General features: G+C 56.9%; 18 protein-coding genes. 14 read left to right on the plus strand and 4 right to left on the minus strand.

The features are described from left to right. The first annotated feature begins 82 nt into the window (after positions 1 to 82). From ACM6JQ_RS27070 to ACM6JQ_RS27085, 4 genes are all read left to right on the plus strand, one after another. Positions 83 to 2,995, plus strand: a complete 2,913-nt coding sequence (locus ACM6JQ_RS27070; protein WP_414894992.1) for an aminotransferase — start codon at positions 83 to 85, stop codon at positions 2,993 to 2,995. A 293-nt stretch (positions 2,996 to 3,288) separates the two neighbouring features. Then, a complete protein-coding gene (aguB, locus tag ACM6JQ_RS27075; RefSeq protein WP_095113946.1) occupies positions 3,289 to 4,167 on the plus strand; it encodes an N-carbamoylputrescine amidase in 879 nt (292 codons plus the stop codon). 5 nt (positions 4,168 to 4,172) lie between these two features. After that, positions 4,173 to 5,279 carry an agmatine deiminase gene (gene aguA / locus ACM6JQ_RS27080; protein WP_414894993.1) on the plus strand — a complete coding sequence of 369 codons (1,107 nt, stop codon included), beginning with the start codon at positions 4,173 to 4,175 and terminating at the stop codon, positions 5,277 to 5,279. Between the two features lie 246 nt (positions 5,280 to 5,525). Beyond that, on the plus strand, positions 5,526 to 5,738 hold the full coding sequence (locus ACM6JQ_RS27085) for a hypothetical protein (protein WP_414894994.1): 213 nt from the start codon (positions 5,526 to 5,528) through the stop codon (positions 5,736 to 5,738). Between the two features lie 187 nt (positions 5,739 to 5,925). Here ACM6JQ_RS27085 and ACM6JQ_RS27090 read toward each other — a convergent pair whose 3' ends face one another. Continuing rightward, positions 5,926 to 8,019: a TonB-dependent receptor gene (locus tag ACM6JQ_RS27090; protein WP_095113949.1), complete on the minus strand. Its 2,094-nt coding sequence runs from the start codon at positions 8,017 to 8,019 to the stop codon at positions 5,926 to 5,928. A 254-nt stretch (positions 8,020 to 8,273) separates the two neighbouring features. Between ACM6JQ_RS27090 and ACM6JQ_RS27095 the strand changes: the two genes are divergently transcribed. The 6 genes from ACM6JQ_RS27095 to ACM6JQ_RS27120 all read left to right on the plus strand — a co-directional run bounded on the left by ACM6JQ_RS27095 (position 8,274) and on the right by ACM6JQ_RS27120 (position 12,971). Continuing rightward, a complete protein-coding gene (locus ACM6JQ_RS27095) occupies positions 8,274 to 8,942 on the plus strand; it encodes a DsbA family protein (protein WP_095113950.1) in 669 nt (222 codons plus the stop codon). Between the two features lie 297 nt (positions 8,943 to 9,239). Next, on the plus strand, positions 9,240 to 10,526 hold the full coding sequence (locus ACM6JQ_RS27100) for an OprD family porin (RefSeq protein WP_007909120.1): 1,287 nt from the start codon (positions 9,240 to 9,242) through the stop codon (positions 10,524 to 10,526). A 232-nt stretch (positions 10,527 to 10,758) separates the two neighbouring features. Continuing rightward, entirely contained in the window at positions 10,759 to 11,505 is a 747-nt protein-coding gene (locus ACM6JQ_RS27105) for a 2OG-Fe dioxygenase family protein (protein ID WP_007909122.1), read from the plus strand. A gap of 79 nt (positions 11,506 to 11,584) precedes the next feature. Beyond that, positions 11,585 to 11,962 (plus strand): GNAT family N-acetyltransferase, encoded by a 378-nt coding sequence (locus ACM6JQ_RS27110; RefSeq protein WP_007909123.1) that lies wholly within the window; start codon positions 11,585 to 11,587, stop codon positions 11,960 to 11,962. Further along, a complete protein-coding gene (locus tag ACM6JQ_RS27115) occupies positions 11,959 to 12,675 on the plus strand; it encodes an AzlC family ABC transporter permease (protein ID WP_007909125.1) in 717 nt (238 codons plus the stop codon). The genes ACM6JQ_RS27110 and ACM6JQ_RS27115 overlap by 4 nt, the downstream gene beginning before the upstream one ends. After that, positions 12,654 to 12,971 (plus strand): AzlD domain-containing protein, encoded by a 318-nt coding sequence (locus tag ACM6JQ_RS27120; protein ID WP_007909127.1) that lies wholly within the window; start codon positions 12,654 to 12,656, stop codon positions 12,969 to 12,971. Before ACM6JQ_RS27115 ends, ACM6JQ_RS27120 begins: the two co-directional genes overlap by 22 nt. Here ACM6JQ_RS27120 and ACM6JQ_RS27125 read toward each other — a convergent pair. Continuing rightward, on the minus strand, positions 12,888 to 13,814 hold the full coding sequence (locus ACM6JQ_RS27125) for a LysR family transcriptional regulator (RefSeq protein WP_007909129.1): 927 nt from the start codon (positions 13,812 to 13,814) through the stop codon (positions 12,888 to 12,890). The two genes, ACM6JQ_RS27120 and ACM6JQ_RS27125, sit on opposite strands and share 84 nt — an antisense overlap. Positions 13,815 to 14,511: 697 nt before the next feature. On the opposite strand from ACM6JQ_RS27125, the gene ACM6JQ_RS27130 reads away from it, so the two are divergent. Next, positions 14,512 to 14,919, plus strand: coding sequence for an MbcA/ParS/Xre antitoxin family protein (locus ACM6JQ_RS27130; protein ID WP_095113951.1), 408 nt, complete (start codon positions 14,512 to 14,514; stop codon positions 14,917 to 14,919). Positions 14,920 to 14,930: 11 nt separating this feature from the next. Continuing rightward, complete coding sequence (locus ACM6JQ_RS27135) at positions 14,931 to 15,596, plus strand: RES family NAD+ phosphorylase (RefSeq protein ID WP_095113986.1); 666 nt, start codon at positions 14,931 to 14,933, stop codon at positions 15,594 to 15,596. Positions 15,597 to 15,638: 42 nt separating this feature from the next. Here ACM6JQ_RS27135 and ACM6JQ_RS27140 read toward each other — a convergent pair whose 3' ends face one another. Continuing rightward, positions 15,639 to 15,920: a DUF3077 domain-containing protein gene (locus ACM6JQ_RS27140; protein WP_134176231.1), complete on the minus strand. Its 282-nt coding sequence runs from the start codon at positions 15,918 to 15,920 to the stop codon at positions 15,639 to 15,641. 454 nt (positions 15,921 to 16,374) lie between these two features. Here ACM6JQ_RS27140 and ACM6JQ_RS27145 point away from each other — a divergent pair, with 454 nt between their 5' ends. Both ACM6JQ_RS27145 and ACM6JQ_RS27150 read left to right on the plus strand, forming a co-directional pair. Continuing rightward, the gene (locus tag ACM6JQ_RS27145) at positions 16,375 to 16,557 is read left to right on the plus strand and encodes a type II toxin-antitoxin system HicA family toxin (protein WP_095190108.1); all 183 of its coding nucleotides are present in this window, start codon (positions 16,375 to 16,377) and stop codon (positions 16,555 to 16,557) included. A 31-nt stretch (positions 16,558 to 16,588) separates the two neighbouring features. Continuing rightward, positions 16,589 to 17,014 (plus strand): type II toxin-antitoxin system HicB family antitoxin, encoded by a 426-nt coding sequence (locus tag ACM6JQ_RS27150; RefSeq protein ID WP_414894995.1) that lies wholly within the window; start codon positions 16,589 to 16,591, stop codon positions 17,012 to 17,014. A 289-nt stretch (positions 17,015 to 17,303) separates the two neighbouring features. On the opposite strand, the gene ACM6JQ_RS27155 is transcribed toward ACM6JQ_RS27150, so the two are convergent. Continuing rightward, entirely contained in the window at positions 17,304 to 18,236 is a 933-nt protein-coding gene (locus ACM6JQ_RS27155; RefSeq protein ID WP_414894996.1) for a DNA-processing protein DprA, read from the minus strand.

The raw sequence follows: 18,236 nt of genomic DNA on the forward strand, positions 1-18,236 counted from the left end.
GACGCCTTTTCGTGGATGGGGGTTGCGGATCCTGCCAAGCAATGGCGATATAGGCGCCTAATAAAATTTCAGGGGTCGTTTCATGCCGCTCGCCACGTTGATTCATCGCGCCAGTTTGCCCAGCCCGCAGGTTTCTGCAGAGCAGGCCCAGCAATGGCTTGCGGAGCATTACGGGCTCAGCGGCAGGCTGCAGGCGCTCGGCAGCCAGCAGGATCTGAATTTTCGCGTCGACAGTCCGCGCGGTCGGTTCGTGCTGAAAATCTGCCGTGGCGATTACGCTCTGGTGGAGCTGCAAGCCCAGCATGCCGGCCTCAAGTACCTGGCCGAGCACTCGGCGGTGACGGTGCCACGGGTGATCGCGGCCAATAATGGCGAGGATCTGCTGTCACTCGAGGTCGGCGGCGAAGCCGTCCATGTGCGGCTGCTGGATTACATCGAGGGCCAGCCGCTCACGCATCTTGATCACTTGGGGCGCGACGTAGTGGCGGGGTTTGGCCGGCTCTGCGGTGAGATGGATCTGGCGCTGGTCGGTTTCGATCATCCGGGCCTTGAGCGCACGTTGCAATGGGATGCGCGCCACGCCAGTGCTCTGATCAGCCATCTGCTGCCGGTGATCAAGGACGAGCAGCAACGCACATTGATCGCCGAGGCCGCCGCTCAGGCCGAGCGCCGTTTGCAGCCGTTGCTGGACAAGCTGCCGGTGCAGGCGATTCACATGGACATCACCGATGACAACGCCGTCTGGGCGCGCGATGCCCAGCGTCACTGGCAGTTGCAGGGCGTGATCGACTTTGGCGATCTGGTGCGCACCTGGCGCATCACCGATCTGTCAGTGACGTGTGCGGCGTTGCTGCATCACGCTGGTGGTGATCCGTTTGTCATCCTGCCGGCGGTGCAGGCCTACCACGCGGTCAACCCACTGCAACACGAAGAGTTGCAAGCGCTGTGGCCTTTGATTGTGGCGCGCGCGGCGGTGCTGGTGCTCAGTGGCGAGCAGCAAGTCAGCATCGACCCGGCGAATACGTACAGCCGGGACAACCTTACCCACGAGTGGGAGATTTTCCGCGTGGCGACATCGGTGCCTCAGGCGTTGATGGAGGCGGCGATTCTGGCGGCGGTGGGACAGGCTTTGCCGGCGATTGAGAGTGAAGGTTTTGCGCCATTGTTGCCCGGTCTGGTCGGACGCGAATTTGCGCTGATCGATCTTGGCGTGCTGAGTCCGCATTTCGACGCTGGAAATTGGGAGCAGGAGGGTATCGACCAGCGCCTGCTGACTGAAGCGGCTGTGGCGCATGGTTTGGCGGCGAGCCGTTATGGTCAGTACCGTTTGTCGCGCACTCGTCCCGACAGTGCCGTTGAACCGGACACCTTCCCGCTGCACGTGGAATTGCGCGTGCCCGATGGCAGCGCCGTGGAGGCGCCGTTCGCAGGCGTCGTGCATCAGGCCGCAGACGGTGTGCTGCAACTCGATGGCCCGCAACTCAGCCTGCGGCTGTGGGGCGTGACACCGTCGCTGCACAGCGGTGCGGCGCTGGTCAAAGGTCAGGTGCTGGGTGCGGTCAGCGGCCCGTTGCGGGTGCAGTTGTGTCGGGGCGCGCAGCTCGATACACCGTTGTTTTGCACCCCGGCGCAAGCAGCGGCTTGGCAGGCGCTGTGCCCATCGCCGGCCGCATTGTTGGGGCTGGCCTGCGATGCCGAACCGGAGCTGGACGCGAAAACCCTGCTCGAACGCCGCGATGCCAGTTTCGCCCGTACCCAGAAACACTACTACGTCGATCCGCCGCGCATCGAACGTGGCTGGCGCAATCACCTGATCGACATGCAGGGCCGCTCCTATCTGGACATGCTCAACAACGTGGCAGTGCTCGGTCACGGTCACCCGCGCATGGCGGCGGTCGCGGCGCGCCAATGGTCACTGCTCAACACCAACTCGCGGTTCAACTATGCGGCGGTGGCGGAGTTTTCCGAGCGCTTGCTGAAACTCGCGCCGGAAGGCATGGATCGGGTGTTTCTGGTCAACAGCGGCAGCGAGGCCAATGACTTGGCGATTCGTTTGGCGTGGGCCTACAGCGGCGGGCGCGACATGATCAGTGTGCTTGAGGCCTATCACGGCTGGACGGTCGGCGCCGATGCGGTATCGACCTCGGTCGCCGACAACCCGAAAGCCTTGGAAAGCCGTCCGGACTGGGTGCATCCGGTGCCTGCGCCAAACACCTATCGCGGTGAATTCCGCGGCCTCGATTCGGCGCCGGATTACGTGCGCAGCGTTGAGCATCACCTGGCAAAACTCGCCGAGCAGAAGCGCCAATTGGCCGGGTTCATCTGCGAGCCGGTGTATGGCAATGCCGGGGGCATCTCGCTGCCGCCGGGATATTTGAAACAGGTTTACGGGCTAGTGCGCGCGCAGGGCGGCGTGTGCATCGCCGACGAAGTGCAGGTCGGTTACGGGCGCATGGGCCATTTCTTCTGGGGCTTTGAAGAGCAGGGCGTGGTGCCGGACATCATTTGCATGGCCAAGGGTATGGGCAACGGTCAACCGCTGGGTGCAGTAATCACTCGCCGGGAAATCGCCGAGGCGCTGGAGGCCGAGGGTTATTTCTTCTCTTCGGCGGGTGGCAGTCCGGTGAGTTGCCAGATCGGCATGGCGGTGCTGGATGTGATGGAAGAAGAAAAGCTCTGGGAGAACGCGCAGGTGGTCGGTGGCCACTTCAAGGCGCGACTCGAAGCGCTGATCGATAAACATCCGCTGGTGGGCGCGGTGCACGGTTCCGGGTTCTATCTCGGGCTTGAGTTGATCCGCAATCGCGAGACGCTGGAGCCGGCGACCGAGGAGACGGTGTTGCTGTGTGATCGCCTGCGCGAGTTGGGGATTTTCATGCAGCCGACTGGGGATGATCTGAACATTCTCAAGATCAAGCCACCGATGGTGACGTCGCGTAAGAGTGTGGATTTCTTTGTCGACATGCTCGATCGGGTGCTCACCGAGGGCCTTTGACACTCACCCCCTGTAGGAGCTGCCGAAGGCTGCGATCTTTTGATCTTGTTTTTCAAGAGCAAAATCAAGAGATCGCAGCCTTCGGCAGCTCCTACAGCGTTTTGAGGTTAATTCGATTTGTATCGGTATTTTTTGCGTAAAATTAGACGAAATACATTTCTTTAGCTTCTAAAGCCGATATTTATCGGCTATAAAGTCGCCATTGCTCCGGCATGGCGATCTCATGTCCGGTGCGCGCATTTTTCTTTTCGGTCGAATTGTCGACCGTCAAAGCACTTGCCCGGAGATGATTCATGAGCCGTATCGTTACCGTTGCCGCCACACAGATGGCCTGTTCGTGGGATCTGCAAGCCAACCTCGAAATCGCTGAACGGCTGGTGCGCGAAGCCGCCGCCAAAGGCGCGCAGATCATCCTGATTCAGGAGCTGTTCGAGGCGCCGTATTTCTGCCAGAAGCCGAACCCGGACTACCTGCAACTGGCGACGACGGTGGAAGACAACGTCGCGATCAAGCATTTCCAGAAAATCGCCAAAGAGCTGCAAGTAGTCCTGCCGATCAGCTTCTACGAACTGGCCGGCCGCGCGCGTTTCAACAGCATCGCGATCATCGATGCCGACGGCAGCAACCTCGGGATTTATCGTAAAAGCCACATCCCGGATGGCCCGGGCTACCACGAGAAGTATTACTTCAACCCGGGCGACACCGGTTTCAAAGTGTGGAACACCCGTTACGCGAAGATCGGCGTGGGTATCTGCTGGGACCAGTGGTTCCCGGAAGCCGCGCGCAGCATGGCGCTGCAAGGTGCGGAAATCCTGTTTTACCCGACCGCAATCGGCAGCGAGCCGCACGACAAGAGCATCTCCTCGCGCGATCACTGGCAGCGGGTGCAGCAGGGCCACGCCGGCGCCAACCTGATGCCGCTGATCGCCAGCAACCGCATCGGCAATGAAGAACAGGACGGCTACGACATCACGTTCTACGGCTCTTCGTTCATCGCCAACCAGTTCGGCGAAAAAGTGCAGGAGCTGAATAAAACCGAAGAAGGTATTCTTGTGCACACTTTCAACCTCGACGAGCTCGAACACATTCGCAGCGCGTGGGGTTCATTCCGTGACCGCCGTCCGAACCTGTACGGTGCGTTGAAAACCCTCGACGGTTCCCTGGAGTCCTGATCCCGATGACCACCTTGAAAAGTACCCCGCGCGCCGACGGCTTTCACATGCCGGCCGAGTGGGCGCCGCAAACGCAGACCTGGATGATCTGGCCCGAGCGCCCGGACAACTGGCGTCTGGGCGGCAAACCGGCGCAAGCCGCACACGCTGCGGTGGCCAAAGCCATCGCACGTTTCGAACCAGTGACCGTGGCCGTGTCCGCCGGCCAATACGAAAATGCCCGCGCGCGTCTCGACGTGCCGAATATCCGTGTGGTCGAGATGTCCAGCGATGACGCCTGGGTACGCGACAGCGGCCCGACTTTCGTCATCAACAACAGCGGCGAAGTGCGCGGTGTGAACTGGGACTTCAACGCCTGGGGCGGTTTCGACGGTGGTCTGTATTCGCCGTGGAATCGTGATTCGCAGGTCGGCGGCAAGATCCTCGAGATCGAGCGTAGCCCGCGTTATCGCACTGAAGGTTTTGTGCTCGAAGGCGGTTCGATTCACGTCGACGGCGAAGGCACGCTGATCACCACCGAAGAATGCCTGCTCAACCGTAATCGCAACCCGCACCTGGGCCGCGAAGAAATCGAAGCGGTGCTCAGCGCCAATCTGTCTGTGGATAAAATCATCTGGCTGCCGGACGGTTTGTTCAACGACGAAACCGACGGCCATGTGGATAACTTCTGCTGCTACGTGCGTCCGGGTGAAGTATTGCTGGCGTGGACCGACGATCCACAGGATCCGAACTACCCGCGCTGCCAGGCTGCGATGAAAGTCCTGCAAAGCAGCACCGATGCCAAAGGTCGCCCGTTCACGGTGCACAAAATGCCGATTCCGGGGCCGCTGTACGCGACCGAAGAAGAGTGCGATGGTGTCGACCCGGTGGACGGCACGCAGGAGCGCAATCCGTCCGTGCGCCTGGCCGGCTCCTACGTGAACTTTCTGATCGTCAATGGCGGCATCATCGCGCCGAGCTTCGACGATCCGATGGATGCCCCGGCCAGGGAAATCCTGCAGAAACTATTCCCGCAGCACGAAGTGGTAATGGTGCCGGGCCGCGAACTGTTACTGGGTGGCGGCAATATCCACTGCCTTACCCAACAGCAACCCGCACCACACAAAGAGTGAGTTGAGTCGTAACAGCTTGAGTTGATTAACAAATCGGCCGAGCAGTGATTAGCTCGCTATGCATGTGAAGAAGCCCGCAGCCCGGTTGGATTGCGGGCTTCTTTGTATCCGCTTGTCGACAAATGCGAAACCTTGGCATAGCTCTTGTATTCATCACCCGTGCACTAGGGAGGGGGGAGAACTTCAACAGTTCTGTCATAAACCTTGGATAACTTAGCCGCTCATGAACGGGGAGAGAGCGCTGAAATGAACGCCGAAGTGAACGTAGTCAGCGAGCGGACGTTGCATCCCATGGCCGTTAACGGCGAATCGCTCCAGATTGTCGCGCACTGGTTGAAGTCCAATGGAACGCGTCAGATCAGGGAACCTGATCCGCGCCGGACGATGATCGAGCGTTACCCCGCTGACCTGTTCAGCGAGGCCGAACTGGACGCGTTGTGGGCTGTGATGGAAGGATAAGAAGAACAACAGGGATTGGTCAAAGCGCTGCCGGGATGGCGGCGCTTTTTTATGCACGACTGTTTTGGGAACACCCATTCAATGTGGGAGCGAGCTTGCTCGCGAAAGCGTCGGGTCGGTCGACATCGTCGTAACCTGATCCACCGCATTCGCGAGCAGGCTCGCTCCCACAGGGATTTGTGTGAAATCAGAAGCTGTAGGTGCCGGTCATCACGACGCTACGCGGCGCACCCGGTTGAATCTGATACTGGCTGGTTGCCGATGCGTAGTACTCACGATCGGTGATGTTGTTCAGCGCCGTGCGCAAATCCCAATCCTTGAAGCGGTAACCGACCAGTGCATCCCAGCGACCATAACCCGGCAGCACGGTGGTGTTGGCGTTATCGGCATAGCGTTGGCCAACCAGGGTCAGACCGGTTTCACCGTACCAGCCCATCTCCGGTTTCCAGGTCAGGAACAGGCTGCCGTTGTGCTTGGCGACGTTGTTGATGCGTTTGCCTTCCAGGCCGTTGTTGTCCTTCTCGATCTTCGCATCCTGCATACCGACGCCACCGCGCATGTACCAGTTGCCGACGATGTTACCGGTGGCGGTCAACTCGATCCCGCGCGATCGTTGCAGACCGGACATGACGGTCAGGGTCGGGTCGTTTGGATCGGTGGTGCGGCGGTTGTAGAGCTCCAGGTCATAGATCGCCAGCGTGGTGCTCAAGCGGTCATCGAACCAGTCGCTCTTCACGCCGATTTCTTTCTGCTTGGTCAGCTCAGGACTGAGGTCGTTGGTGTTGCCGGCCGCACCCGGGGTGATGCCGATCAAGCCACCACCCACGGGCGAAAACGTCTTCGACCACGAAGCGTAGAACGAGTGGTTCTGCAACGGCGTCCAGACCAGGCCGACGCGCGGGCTGGTGCTGTGGCTGTCGCGGTCTTCGGAGATGTTACGCAGCTTGTTGGTCGACTCGATATCGAAGGTGTCGTAACGCAAACCGCCAAGCAGTTGCCACTGATCGTTCAGGCGCAGTTGATCCTGCACGTAGACCGCACGGCTTTCGACTTCTGTATGGCTGCTGCTGGAGACCTGCATGCTGCCGGTGTGGCGCAGATTGCGGTTGGGGTTGTAGAGGTCGAGCGATGGCACGGGCTGCGCGCCCGGGGTTCTGCCAGTGGCGGCGTTGTACAGCGTCGGATCGCGGCGCTGACTGCCGATCTCGACGCCAGTGAGCAGACGATGTTCTAGGCCAAAGGTATCGAATCCGCCCTCGAGTTCAACGTTGTTATAGACGTTGCGGGTGGTCAGATCCTGCTGCCAGTGCTGACGCGTGACCTTGTTGGTCGCCGGGGTGTAACCGGTGAGGTAGGTGTTGTCGAAATCACTGTCGAGCTTGAACACGCCGAGGGTCTGGCGCAGTTGCCAGTTGTCGTTGATCTCGTAGCTGAGTTTGGAGCGCAGCGATTGCGACTTGTCGTCAATGAAATCGTGATCGTTGCCGTAGGTGGTGTCACGACCGACATCGGCCGGGCGCCCGTTGACGCCGGGAATGCCGCGATCTGGCGTGCGGTTGTAGCGGCTGTATTCGTATTGCACCAACCAGTTCAGGTCCGGCGTCAGTTGCCAGCTCATCGACGGTGCGAACAACTGACGATTGCCGCTGACGCCATCACGGAAGCTGTTTTCATCCATGTTGCCCATGTTCAGGCGCAGGCTGATGTTTTCGCTCGGATCGGTGCTGAGGTCGGCGTAAAGACTGCGCAAATCTTCGCTGCCACCCTGGGCTTCGATGGTCGAGCGACGGCCGAACTCGGGCATTTTGCTCACGCGGTTGACGATCCCGCCCTGACTGCCACGACCGTACAGCACGGCGGCCGGGCCTTTGAGCACTTCGACGCGTTCGATGTTGTGCAGGTCGCGCTTGTATTGGCTGTCGTCGCGAATGCCGTCGAGATAGAAATCGTTGCTGGCATCGAAACCGCGAATGCGCAGGCTGTCGAAACGGGTGTCGGCGCTGCTGCTGACGTTGGGCATGCCGCTCAACGCGTCGCCGATATCATTGGTGCCGTAGTTGGCGACGTTCGCGGTCTTGATCGAATCGATCGCCTGCGGCACGTAGCGCACCGGGGTTGAGGTGCGGGTTGCGGTGTTGCTGAGCTTCACGCGCGGGTCATCGGCTTGCGCTTCGGCGCTGATCGCGGTGGCGGGTAACTCGGTCGCGGAGTAGGCAAAACCACTGGACAGAAAAACAGAAAGCCCAAGGGTGACGGGCGTAAGACGGAACGGGGCAGGCATTTAACAGCGCATCCGAAAGGGTGGAAGAATTCGATCGCGCAAATGGTAATGCTTTGCATTTACTTCCGTTAATTATTCCTTATAAGTTCCCTGATCTGATTGTTTCAATTTGTGTCGCATTCGACACAATCTGCTTGAACCGCAATTCGACCGATTCATGAAACAGACTGAAAGCCATTCTGGCGTTTTTCCGCAAGAGTACGGGCACTAATCTGCCGCCATCGATTTCCCTCACTTTTTGCCGGAGTTTTCCCATGATCCTTCATTACGTCTACGACCCGTTATGCGGCTGGTGTTACGGCGCCAAGCCGCTGGTGGAAGCGGCGCAGGCAGTGCTGCCAGTGATCGCGCATGCCGGGGGAATGATGAGTGGCGCCAATCGCCAGCGCGTTTCGCCACAACTGCGCAATTACGTCATGCCCCACGACCGACGCATTGCCGAGTACACAGGCCAGCCTTTCGGCGAGGCCTATTTCGACGGTTTGCTGCGAGATCAATCGGCCGTGTTCGATTCGACGCCACCGATTGCTGCGGTGATGGCGGCCGAAGCCATCGACCGAGGCGGTCTGCGCATGTTGGGGCGGTTGCAGAGCGCGCACTATGTGGAAGGGCGACGCATTGCCGATTCAGCCGTGCTGTTGGAATTGGCGATGCAGATGGGCTATGCGCAGGACGATTTCCACATTGCGTTTGAGTCCGTTGATAGCGAGAGGCACGTAAAAGCCAGTCGCCAGTTTTTGGCGCAATTGGGCGGCCAGGGTTTTCCGACCATGGCTCTGGAGCAGGATGGCACATTCCAATTGATCGACATTAGTCCGTGGCTGGGCAAGCCGCAGGCATTTGCCGATTGGTTACAACAGGCAATCGTCCTCGATGAAAGCGGTAAATCTTCTGCATTCTGTTCTATTGATGGTTGCGCCTGATACGCACTGGATTCACTGGCTGTGTGCATTTCCCAGCAAGGAGTCAGCGCAAAATTTACGTTTCTTAGACGATTTTTACCTATTTAAAGACGATTCTTGAAATTGACACATTGTTCAGGGCGCGGCTACGATTCGGCCCAACGCCTGTGGCCAACCGCCATGACTCAAAATAAGGAGCAGGCCCGCCATCACGTTATCGTGGGCGGGCCTTTTTGTTTCGGGGTGAATAAAAGAGTGCAAAAGCGCCGTTTCCGCCGTTCGACACAGCGCGTTTCAACCCGTAATAAGGAAAACAAAATGTTGAACAAGCGAATCAGTCTGATCGCACTGGGGATGTTGAGCGCCACTCAGGCCATGGCTAACGACCAGGCCGAGTCCAAGGGTTTTGTTGAAGACAGCAGCCTCAAAGTGCTGCTGCGCAATGCCTACATCAATCGTGATTACAAAGACGGCAACAAAGACAAAGCCGAGTGGGGCCAAGCGGCCATCGGTACGTTCTCGTCCGGCTTCACCCAAGGCACCGTGGGTGTCGGTGTCGACGCTTTCGGTCTGTACGCACTGCGTCTGGACGGCGGCAAGGGCCGTAGCGGCGCCGGTGGTATCGATTTCTTCAAGCAGGAAAATGACGGTCGCGCGAACCATGACATAGCCAAGGGCGGTGCCGCGGTGAAGTTCCGCTTCTCCAACACCGTGTTGACCTACGGCGACCAGATGCCGGCCCTGCCAGTGCTGAGCTACGACAATGTGCGCCTGCTGCCGGAAAGCTACACCGGTACCCTGATCACTTCTAAAGAGATCAAAGGCCTGGAACTGAACGCCGGTCGTTTCACCGCCGAATCGCGCAAGAGCGACGAAGGCCGTGACAGCGGTGGTCTGAAGTCGATCAACGTGTTGGGCGGTAGCTACCAGTTCACTGAAAACTTCAAAGGCGCGCTCTACGCGTCCGACGTCGAAGACGTATTGAAGAAACAATACGTGAACGCCAACTACGTGTTGCCGTTCAACAAGGATCAGTCGCTGACCCTGGACTTCAACGGTTACCGCACCAAGCTGGACAACTCTTATGTCCGCGAAAACGGGGTAACCGGCGACGACAACAAGATCTGGAGCCTGGCCGCAACCTTCGCTACCGGCCCGCACTCGTTCACCGTGGCGCACCAGCGTTCCACCGGCGACAGCAACCTCGGTTACGCCTACGGCGGTTACCAGAAAGATCAAGGTCGTGTCGGTGACGGCGGTAACTCCATCTACCTGGCCAACTCCTACTGGTCCGACTTCAACGCTGAAGACGAACGCAGCTGGCAGCTGGGCTATGGCCTGGATTTCGGCGCATTCGGCGTACCGGGTCTGAGCTACAACTTCGCTTACGTGCGTGGCGACAACATCACCACCTCCACCAGCGAAGGCGGCACCGAGCGCGAGATCTTCAACCAGTTCAAATACGTCGTGCAGTCTGGCCCGGCCAAAGACCTGAGCGTGAAATTGCGCAGCTCGATCCTGCGTGTTTCGCAGAAATCCAGCGAGTACAACGTCAGCGGTAACGAACTGCGTGTATTCGTGGACTACCCGATCAACATCTTCTGATGCCTAATCAAGTGTAAGAAACATGAGAAAAACCCCGACTGGTTCGGGGTTTTTTTTCGACGGTTTTTCGATGAAAACCGGAAAAAACCTGTGTTTTTGTCATGTAAAAGTTGTTTTTAAGTGGCTGTAAACGCCGTTTCAAACAGGGCTTTAAATGCCTGAAATTCTTTCTCATGGACGCAATTTCTCCACCTAATAGATTAGGCCGCTCAACGCAGCGGAGAATTTGGTAATGATCGTTTTGAACAGAGAAGTGGGCGAATCGCTACGGCGCGACAAATATGTCAACGTCCAGGGTGGTGACTTCAATCTCTACGGTCATTTTGCCGACTTCGTCAGACTGACCAAAAGTTGGGAAAACATGGAGCCTGACAGTTACTACGGTCAGGCCGAAGCCGGCATGCGTTACCGTCGTTACAGCGACTTTGAGTACAACCCGAAAACCCGCGAGCTCAAGCAACTCGAACATCGCGCCTACGTGCAGTCGAAAGAGAACAACGCCTATGTCGGCGGCCTCGTGCGACACTTTCAGGACTTCTCCGACGAAGTGATTACTTCACCGGTGATGCGCAGCCTGATCGACACCGATTTCGAAGTGTACAAAAGCGTACTGCCGGAAGAGCTGCACGATGAAATCTGGCAGTGCCAGATCCATCAGATCCGCATCGAGATCAAACCCGGCAAACAACTGGAAATCACCCCTGAAGGCATTCACTGCGACGGCTATCCGTTCAGCGGTGTGCACTTCTGGGGCCGCAATAACGTCGAGGGTGCGGAGAGTCGTCTGTACGACATCCACGAGCATCAACTGGCGTCGACCACTTACCAGGAAATTCTCGACACCACCTACTTCCTCGATCGCGATATGCGCCACTACGTGACCCCGGCCCGCAACCCGCACACTCATGCGATGGCGTACCGGCAGATTCTGGCGATTTCCTTCTCGCGGCCCGGGACCGCTTTCGACATTGTTCGCTAATCAGATCACCCCAATCGATGGCGTCGAATGCTCGACGCCGGTGGTGCTGCGACGCGCCACGGCCAAGGATGCGCAGCGCATGGAGCGCTTCTTCCGCCAGTTCGACGAAGTGTCCTTCTGCGAATGGCAGGACGCCAAGTGCCTGCGCGGCGTGCTGATCCAGAAAACCACCACGGCCTATCTCGCCTTCGACATCGCCGGCGAAATCGTCGGCGCGGTGCTCGGCGGCATGCTCGGCAGTCGCGGCACCATCAATCATCTGGCCGTCAGCCCGCGCTATCGCAGCCAGGGCGTCGGTCAACGTCTGGTTGAAGCGGCGTCTTCCGACATGAAGCGTGTCGGTGTGTTGCGGATGTTTCTGTTCGTTGACGATGCTAACCTCGCGGGCAAGCGATTCTGGACTGCCCAGGGTTTTTGCGAGCCTCATGGCGAACGGACATTTGAGAGGGATCTATGAATGAAACGTCCGGCAGTGCGCCGCTGATGGCTGCCCATCAGCCATCGCGCACGTTTGCCGAAGCCAGCCCGGTCGTCGCCGGCTACTTCACGGTGTCATTCGTGTTCGGGCTGATGGCCGTCAACGCAGGCTTGCCGATGTGGCTGCCGGTGGCGATGTGTTTGTTCGTGTATGCCGGCGCTTCGCAATTCGCCGCATTGGCGCTGATCTCAAGTGGAGCGTCGCTGACCACCATCGTACTGACCACGTTCCTGATCAACGCGCGGCACATGCTGATGTCGGTGTACATGGCCAAGGCCCTGCGCGCACTCGGCTTGAGTCGCATGGAGCGTTGGGCTTACGCCGGTGGCCTGACGGACGAATCCTTCGCTTTCCACAGCGTTAAACTCGGCACGGGTGCGCCGGTCAATGTGCGTTATCTGATCGGCTTCAATCTGTTCTGCCACACCTCGTGGGTGCTCGGCGGTTTGCTTGGCGCGGTTTGCGCGCAGTACGCGGCGCACCTGATCAAATATCAGCTCGACTACGCACTGACGGCAATGATGCTCTACGTGCTGGTGTCGCTGTGCAACACGCGCAACAAACTCATCGCCGCCGCTGCTGCCGTGCTGTGCATGGGCGCGCTGAGCCTGGTCGGCAGTTCGCCGTTCAATGTGTTTATCGCCACGTTTGTGGGCTGCGGAGTGGGTGTATGCCTGACCAAACGTTCCTGATTCTGGTGGTCGCGCTGATGATGGCCGTGACTTTCCTGCCACGCGCCTTGCCCCTGCAAGTCAACACCGAGCACTGGCCGCCGTTTATTGCGCGGGCGCTGGAATACCTGCCGGTGGCGATCGTCGCTGCGATCAGCCTGACACCCTTATTGATCAAGGATCAGCACATACAGCTCGATCGCCCGGAATTCTATGCCGCGATTCCGACGTTGCTATGTGCGTATTTCAGCAAAAACCTCTTTCTCAGTGTGGCGGTTGGGACGGCTGCGTACATTGCGCTCGGCTCGTTCATGTAACGGCAGATCGACGACGTCGCTCAACGCCTGATTGGACAATTCCGGATTGTTCACTGCCAGGCGCACTTCGAGGAAATCCTCGAACCCGGGGAAAATCGTCAGGCCGTTCTTTTGCGCGGCCTCACGCGAAACCATGCCGACCGCGTCCATCTGCGTGATCAGCGACAGCGTCAGGGTCTCGCTGCACGAATAGACCATGCGCTGACCGTTCTCGTGATTGCCCAGCCCGGCGTCGAGAAAACGCAAAAAGCTGTGGGAATACGGACAATCTTCTGCAGGACGTACCTGGAACTTGTTGCCCAGCAAGGTCAGCGGATCATTCTCCTGACCGCAATGCGCACCGACCACCTGCACCTGCACATCCGGCAAGACAATGCTCGGCAAACCCGGCCGCTGCGGACCGATCAGCACCGCCAGGTCGAAGTCTTCATTCTTCAGCTTGCTGAGGTTTTCCATCGACTCGGCGTAGCTGAACTCCATCTGATAATCGGGAAACACCTCGATCAGGCGCCCGATCATTCGCCGGTTGAAGTCAGTTGATAAGGTGTTGTTCAACGCAACCTTCAACGTCCGCTGCCCCGGCACTTTCAGCGCCTCGACCTTTTCTTCCATCTGTCGTGTGGCAATCAGCACTTTGTCCATATAAGGCGTCAGCTCAGTGCCCTGCGGCGTCAGCGTCAGCCCTTTGTTGGAACGTCGAAACAAGCGGAAACCGAACTGCTCTTCGACCTTGTTCAACTGCGCGGCCAGCGCCTGCACGGTCAGGCACGAATGCTCGGCTGCGGCCGACAAAGAGCCGGTCTGCACGATGCGCATGAGGTTGCGTAAGGTTCTGCTATCCATGGGTAATGCCCTCTGAAGTGGGCTGGGTATTGTTGTTTACGAGACTGCCGGTCAGGCGCCATATGCTGGCTATATTCCTGTACCTGAGCATAGTTGTCGCGGGTTTAGTAGCGAATTGATGCCCCCGCCGATGGCTGGAGGCTGACACAGGATCGGGGTTTTTGGTGACGTGGGGGTGATGGGGGTCAAAAAAAGTGCTTGGTTTTGGTGCGTAGCGGCGATTTTTCACGGGGAAACGGCTGACAACGTTAGTGGTTTTGGCCTGCGAAATACGTGGATGCGTCTTAGGCGAACTTGCGACCGAGCTGATAGCGGCGACTCGTCAAAGCAGATGAAGTAGCAGTGGGGAGGCATCATGCCTATGTGGCTACAGATCTGTGTGAGGTAAGCGAAGTGATTGCATCAAAAGAAGCGGCCGATATGGAGTGCCAAGTTGGCAACAGGCTTCATCACGTTATTGAAATTCAAGAGCAACCGTCCATTGCACGAATTCCTACGGACAAGACTGCCCAAGCCATGTTGGAAGCACGAACTATTCGGCAGCGGTTCGATTCGGTCGACGAAATGCTCAAATCCGGTCATATCCGAATCCCAATCAATGGGGAATGTGGTAACCAGTAATACGCTTACGGAGCTTTTTTATCGATTTATTCGTATATGTACTAGTATCAAAGCAAGACAAATCTGGAGAGGCTCAATGACTACCTCATCCCCAGCCCTCACTCCACGCGAACAACTCGACGCCCCCGAAGCCGGCCGCGTTGCGCTGAAGTTCTTCTTCAACCTTATGGAGCGTTGGGGCTGCAGCGCAGAGCAGCAACGCACATTACTCGGCGGCGTTGGTAACACCACGTTCTACAAATACAAACATCTGCCGAACATACGTCTGCCTAACGACACCCTTGAGCGCATCTCCTACCTGATGGGCATTCACAAGGCGTTGAGCATCATCTTCAGCAATAACCGTGAGCGCGCCTATACGTGGGTCAGCAGTCCAAACACAGCGGCGCCGTTCAACGGGCAAACTGCATTGGATTACATGCTGGCGGGGAGAGTGATCGACATCGCCGATGTGCGTCGCTATCTCGATGGGGTACGCGGTTGAAGGCGCCCGATTTGGTTGATGTGGCGTGGACGCGAGCCTATCGGATCGTCAACAGCAGCTTCCCGCCGATTGCGTTGTTCGAAGACGTGCTCGATCCCGAAGATCTGGAAGTTGCCTACGCAATTGAAGCGCTGACCAATGATCGTCTGATCGAGCAGGCCGGGGTACTTGCCCGAGTGCGACCCGAAGACCGACTCTCTGGCCCCGGCTCGACTCCGGTGATGGCTGCGTTTACTCATATTGGCAAACGCAGTCGTTTCTGTGACGGCACCTTCGGCGTTTACTACGCTGCGAGCAGTCAGGCTGCGGCCATCGCCGAGACCTGTTATCACCAGGAGCGATTTCTTGCGGCGACTCGGGAAGCGGATCTCGAGTTGACCATGCGGACTTACGTCAATCGGGTGGTTAAACCGCTACACGATATTCGCCACGTTCACCCCGAGCTGCACAATCCGGATCCGGAGGCTTACGGGCGGTCTCAGCTATTCGCCCGTCAACTGCGCGAAACCGAGTCGTGGGGACTGCTCTACAACAGCGTTCGCCAGCCTGGCCATGAATGCGTTGCCGCGTTTCGGCCGCCAGCGGTATCGATTCCGAAGCAGGGCAAGCATCTGCGTTATGTGTGGAGCGCGAGTCAGCAGAAGATTTCGTTTGTGCTTGAAATCAGTCAGGTCTGAAACGCAAAAGCCCTCGCATCGGCGAGGGCCTTACACCGGTGTTTACATCAACGGTTTGTCCGGCGGCGCATCCATCACTTTCACCACATCATCGATCAGCGCTTTGCTCAATTCCTGCAAATACTGCGAGGCATAAGCGTGAAGGTCAGGATCGCGCGCGACTGAAGTGTCCGCAGTGAGCAGTCGTGAAATGTGAAGCAAGTGTGAGGCGTGGGAAAGGGCGGCGATTACGGGCACACCACGATTGGTGCGGAACATCGCTTGATTGGAGTGGAAGGAAAAGTGGGTGAGGCCGAGGGTTTTCAGATCTTGAGAATGGGTCATTTCGCTTCACCTTCCGTTCGTGAAGGGCTGCGTGAAGTGACCGGGGTTGCTGACGGGTCAATGGCTTTCATTTGTGAACTCCCTGTATCAAATGAGAGCTGCCAATTCGTTATCAGACGAATGGGTGGCAGCTATGCGCGGGCTGATAAACCGGAGATACAGGAACCCGGCAGACCCGAAGGTCTCCCACGCACAGCCGCCATTGCACGGTAATGCAGACACAAAAAATGCGCCGGCAAACGTGAGTTGGGGCGCTGGTGCGCCTGTATCTTACCCGGGTTATCAGGCCCGGTCGCTGAATTGGCAGCGACGGGTTTGACGGTAGCTTGCGGAGGACGGATGCGCAATCGTGGCCAGGTGGTGGCTGCTGGTGTTTCTTTGCAGTGCAACACTTATGTTGCATGTGCATCAAATATGTTGCACATTCGCTTTACCGAAACGGCGAGTGATGCACATGAAGTACAGCGAGTTTCGGCGATGGTTGAAAGCCCAAGGCGTAGAGTTCCAAAACGGCAAGGGTAGCCACTTCAAGGTTTCCCTGAACGGCAAATCAACTGTGTTTCCCGACCACGGAGCCAAGGAAATGGGCGAAGGGTTGAGAAAATCGATAATCAAACAGCTGGGCCTCAAGGATTGAGGCCCAGCTGTACCCCATGAGAGGAATCGTGATGTTCGAATATGCGTTGGAAGTTCACGAAGAGCCGGACAGTGTCTGGTTGTCCTGCGCAGAAATTCCAGAGATGCATGCCGCCGGAGATAGCCTTGCAGAAGCGTTGGACACCGCTATTGAGGCAATCGAAACGGCACTGTCAATTTACGTCGATGATCGCCGGTTGATTCCGACCGGTCAGGCGGGAGAGCAGGAAAGTGGCGCTGTATTGCGTCTGCCTGCGCTGACTGCGGCAAAGATTGCGCTGTGGAATACGCTTTTGGAGTCTGGAGTGAGCAAAGCCGAACTGGCACGTCGGCTAGGTGTGCAACGTCCCCAAGTGGATCGCTTGGTCGATTTTTTGCACCGCTCGAAAATCGAGAATGTAGAGAGAGCACTGCAGCAGCTTGGGCGGCGAATCTCGATTTCGGTTGAAGCTGCCTGAGTCATCGCACGCTCAATCCCCCCCTCACAGCATTAACTGTGGGGAGGTTTTTGATAGTTTGTCAAAAGCGATATTGAGGAACTAATTAATCCAAGTGCTGGATTTCAGGGCAGTTAAGCGTACCTCATTACTTGGTGCTATTTGCAGTATTTTTCTTTGGGCTGCCGAGGAGAGTTTGTTGGGAGCTTATTGGGTGAGAGTAGAAAGCTTAAAGCTGATCCGGAAAGCCTAGTAAATAGGCTTTCGGGGCGAGTTTTAAGTTTCATGGAAGTGTGTCGCGCACCTAGTTTTAGTTTGATGTTATTTTTATTTGCTGATCTTTTAGTCTTGATAAAATCTTGGGGTAATCATTCTTGGTGCGTACAGGAATGGCCCCTAGATCTTCAACCATATGAATGGTTCCCTCTGAGTTAAGTCTAAGAGGATTTTCTACTGTGTTTGGTACAACGGCAAAGAGTGGGCGATCTTGGCCTACGCAAAATCTAGCCTGAGAAAGCGAGCCGCTTTTTATCTTTGCTTCTACAATTATAGATCCAGCTGATAGACCGACTTGTATTCTATTTCTAGGGACGAAATGGTGTTTTTTAGGAGGTGTCCCTACAGGATGCTCCGAAATCCAGGCGCCGCCAGATTCTAGTATATTAAAACCTAAATCTAAATTTGCTGCCGGATTAGCCTTTTCTAAACCGCCGGCTAGTACCGCAATAGTTTTTCCGCCGGCATCAAGTGCTCCTTGATGTGCAGCAGCATCAATACCTAAGGCGAGGCCACTTACGACAGTCCATCCGTTTTCACCCATGAATCTAGCGATACGTTTGGCGATTTCTTTTCCTGCGGGGGACGCTTCTCTAGCCCCTACGATCGCTACACCGGGTAGGTGTGAAAATATATCAAAGTTACCCCTTATAAATAATAAAGGAGGCGCATCAAGGATGGACTTTAGATATTTAGGATATTCATTTTCATTTATTGAGAGTATTCTCACATTGTGCGAAAGATTTTTATCGTGTGTCCATTTAGCATCGTCCCAATCTTTTGCTGAGATGTTTAATAGGTTGTTTGAATATGAACGAGCGAGGATAAAGTTAGCGTCGTTGCTATCAAGGCGGGAAGACAACTCTTGAGTCGAAAAGCTGTCGAGTACTGCAGCTATCTTGCTTCCGGGGATACCGTTTTTTATTAGCGCTAATGCTAGAAGATGAGAGAATATATTGGTATGCAT

This window comes from Pseudomonas sp. IT-232MI5 (assembly GCF_949767845.1).
In the GTDB taxonomy this organism is placed as follows: domain Bacteria; phylum Pseudomonadota; class Gammaproteobacteria; order Pseudomonadales; family Pseudomonadaceae; genus Aquipseudomonas.

Bases quoted from the DNA above. Each gene is read 5' to 3' on its own strand.
- ACM6JQ_RS27125 (WP_007909129.1), bottom strand. From the start codon at position 13,814: ATGGATAGCAGAACCTTACGCAACCTCATGCGCATCGTGCAGACCGGC.
- ACM6JQ_RS27155 (WP_414894996.1), bottom strand. From the start codon at position 18,236: ATGCATACCAATATATTCTCTCATCTTCTAGCATTAGCGCTAATAAAA.
- ACM6JQ_RS27095 (WP_095113950.1), top strand. From the start codon at position 8,274: ATGATCCTTCATTACGTCTACGACCCGTTATGCGGCTGGTGTTACGGC.
- ACM6JQ_RS27130 (WP_095113951.1), top strand. From the start codon at position 14,512: ATGACTACCTCATCCCCAGCCCTCACTCCACGCGAACAACTCGACGCC.
- ACM6JQ_RS27090 (WP_095113949.1), bottom strand. From the start codon at position 8,019: ATGCCTGCCCCGTTCCGTCTTACGCCCGTCACCCTTGGGCTTTCTGTT.
- ACM6JQ_RS27140 (WP_134176231.1), bottom strand. From the start codon at position 15,920: ATGACCCATTCTCAAGATCTGAAAACCCTCGGCCTCACCCACTTTTCC.
- ACM6JQ_RS27070 (WP_414894992.1), top strand. From the start codon at position 83: ATGCCGCTCGCCACGTTGATTCATCGCGCCAGTTTGCCCAGCCCGCAG.
- aguA (WP_414894993.1), top strand. From the start codon at position 4,173: ATGACCACCTTGAAAAGTACCCCGCGCGCCGACGGCTTTCACATGCCG.
- aguB (WP_095113946.1), top strand. From the start codon at position 3,289: ATGAGCCGTATCGTTACCGTTGCCGCCACACAGATGGCCTGTTCGTGG.
- ACM6JQ_RS27085 (WP_414894994.1), top strand. From the start codon at position 5,526: ATGAACGCCGAAGTGAACGTAGTCAGCGAGCGGACGTTGCATCCCATG.
- ACM6JQ_RS27120 (WP_007909127.1), top strand. From the start codon at position 12,654: ATGCCTGACCAAACGTTCCTGATTCTGGTGGTCGCGCTGATGATGGCC.
- ACM6JQ_RS27150 (WP_414894995.1), top strand. From the start codon at position 16,589: ATGTTCGAATATGCGTTGGAAGTTCACGAAGAGCCGGACAGTGTCTGG.
- ACM6JQ_RS27145 (WP_095190108.1), top strand. From the start codon at position 16,375: ATGAAGTACAGCGAGTTTCGGCGATGGTTGAAAGCCCAAGGCGTAGAG.
- ACM6JQ_RS27110 (WP_007909123.1), top strand. From the start codon at position 11,585: ATGGAGCGCTTCTTCCGCCAGTTCGACGAAGTGTCCTTCTGCGAATGG.
- ACM6JQ_RS27115 (WP_007909125.1), top strand. From the start codon at position 11,959: ATGAATGAAACGTCCGGCAGTGCGCCGCTGATGGCTGCCCATCAGCCA.
- ACM6JQ_RS27100 (WP_007909120.1), top strand. From the start codon at position 9,240: ATGTTGAACAAGCGAATCAGTCTGATCGCACTGGGGATGTTGAGCGCC.
- ACM6JQ_RS27105 (WP_007909122.1), top strand. From the start codon at position 10,759: ATGATCGTTTTGAACAGAGAAGTGGGCGAATCGCTACGGCGCGACAAA.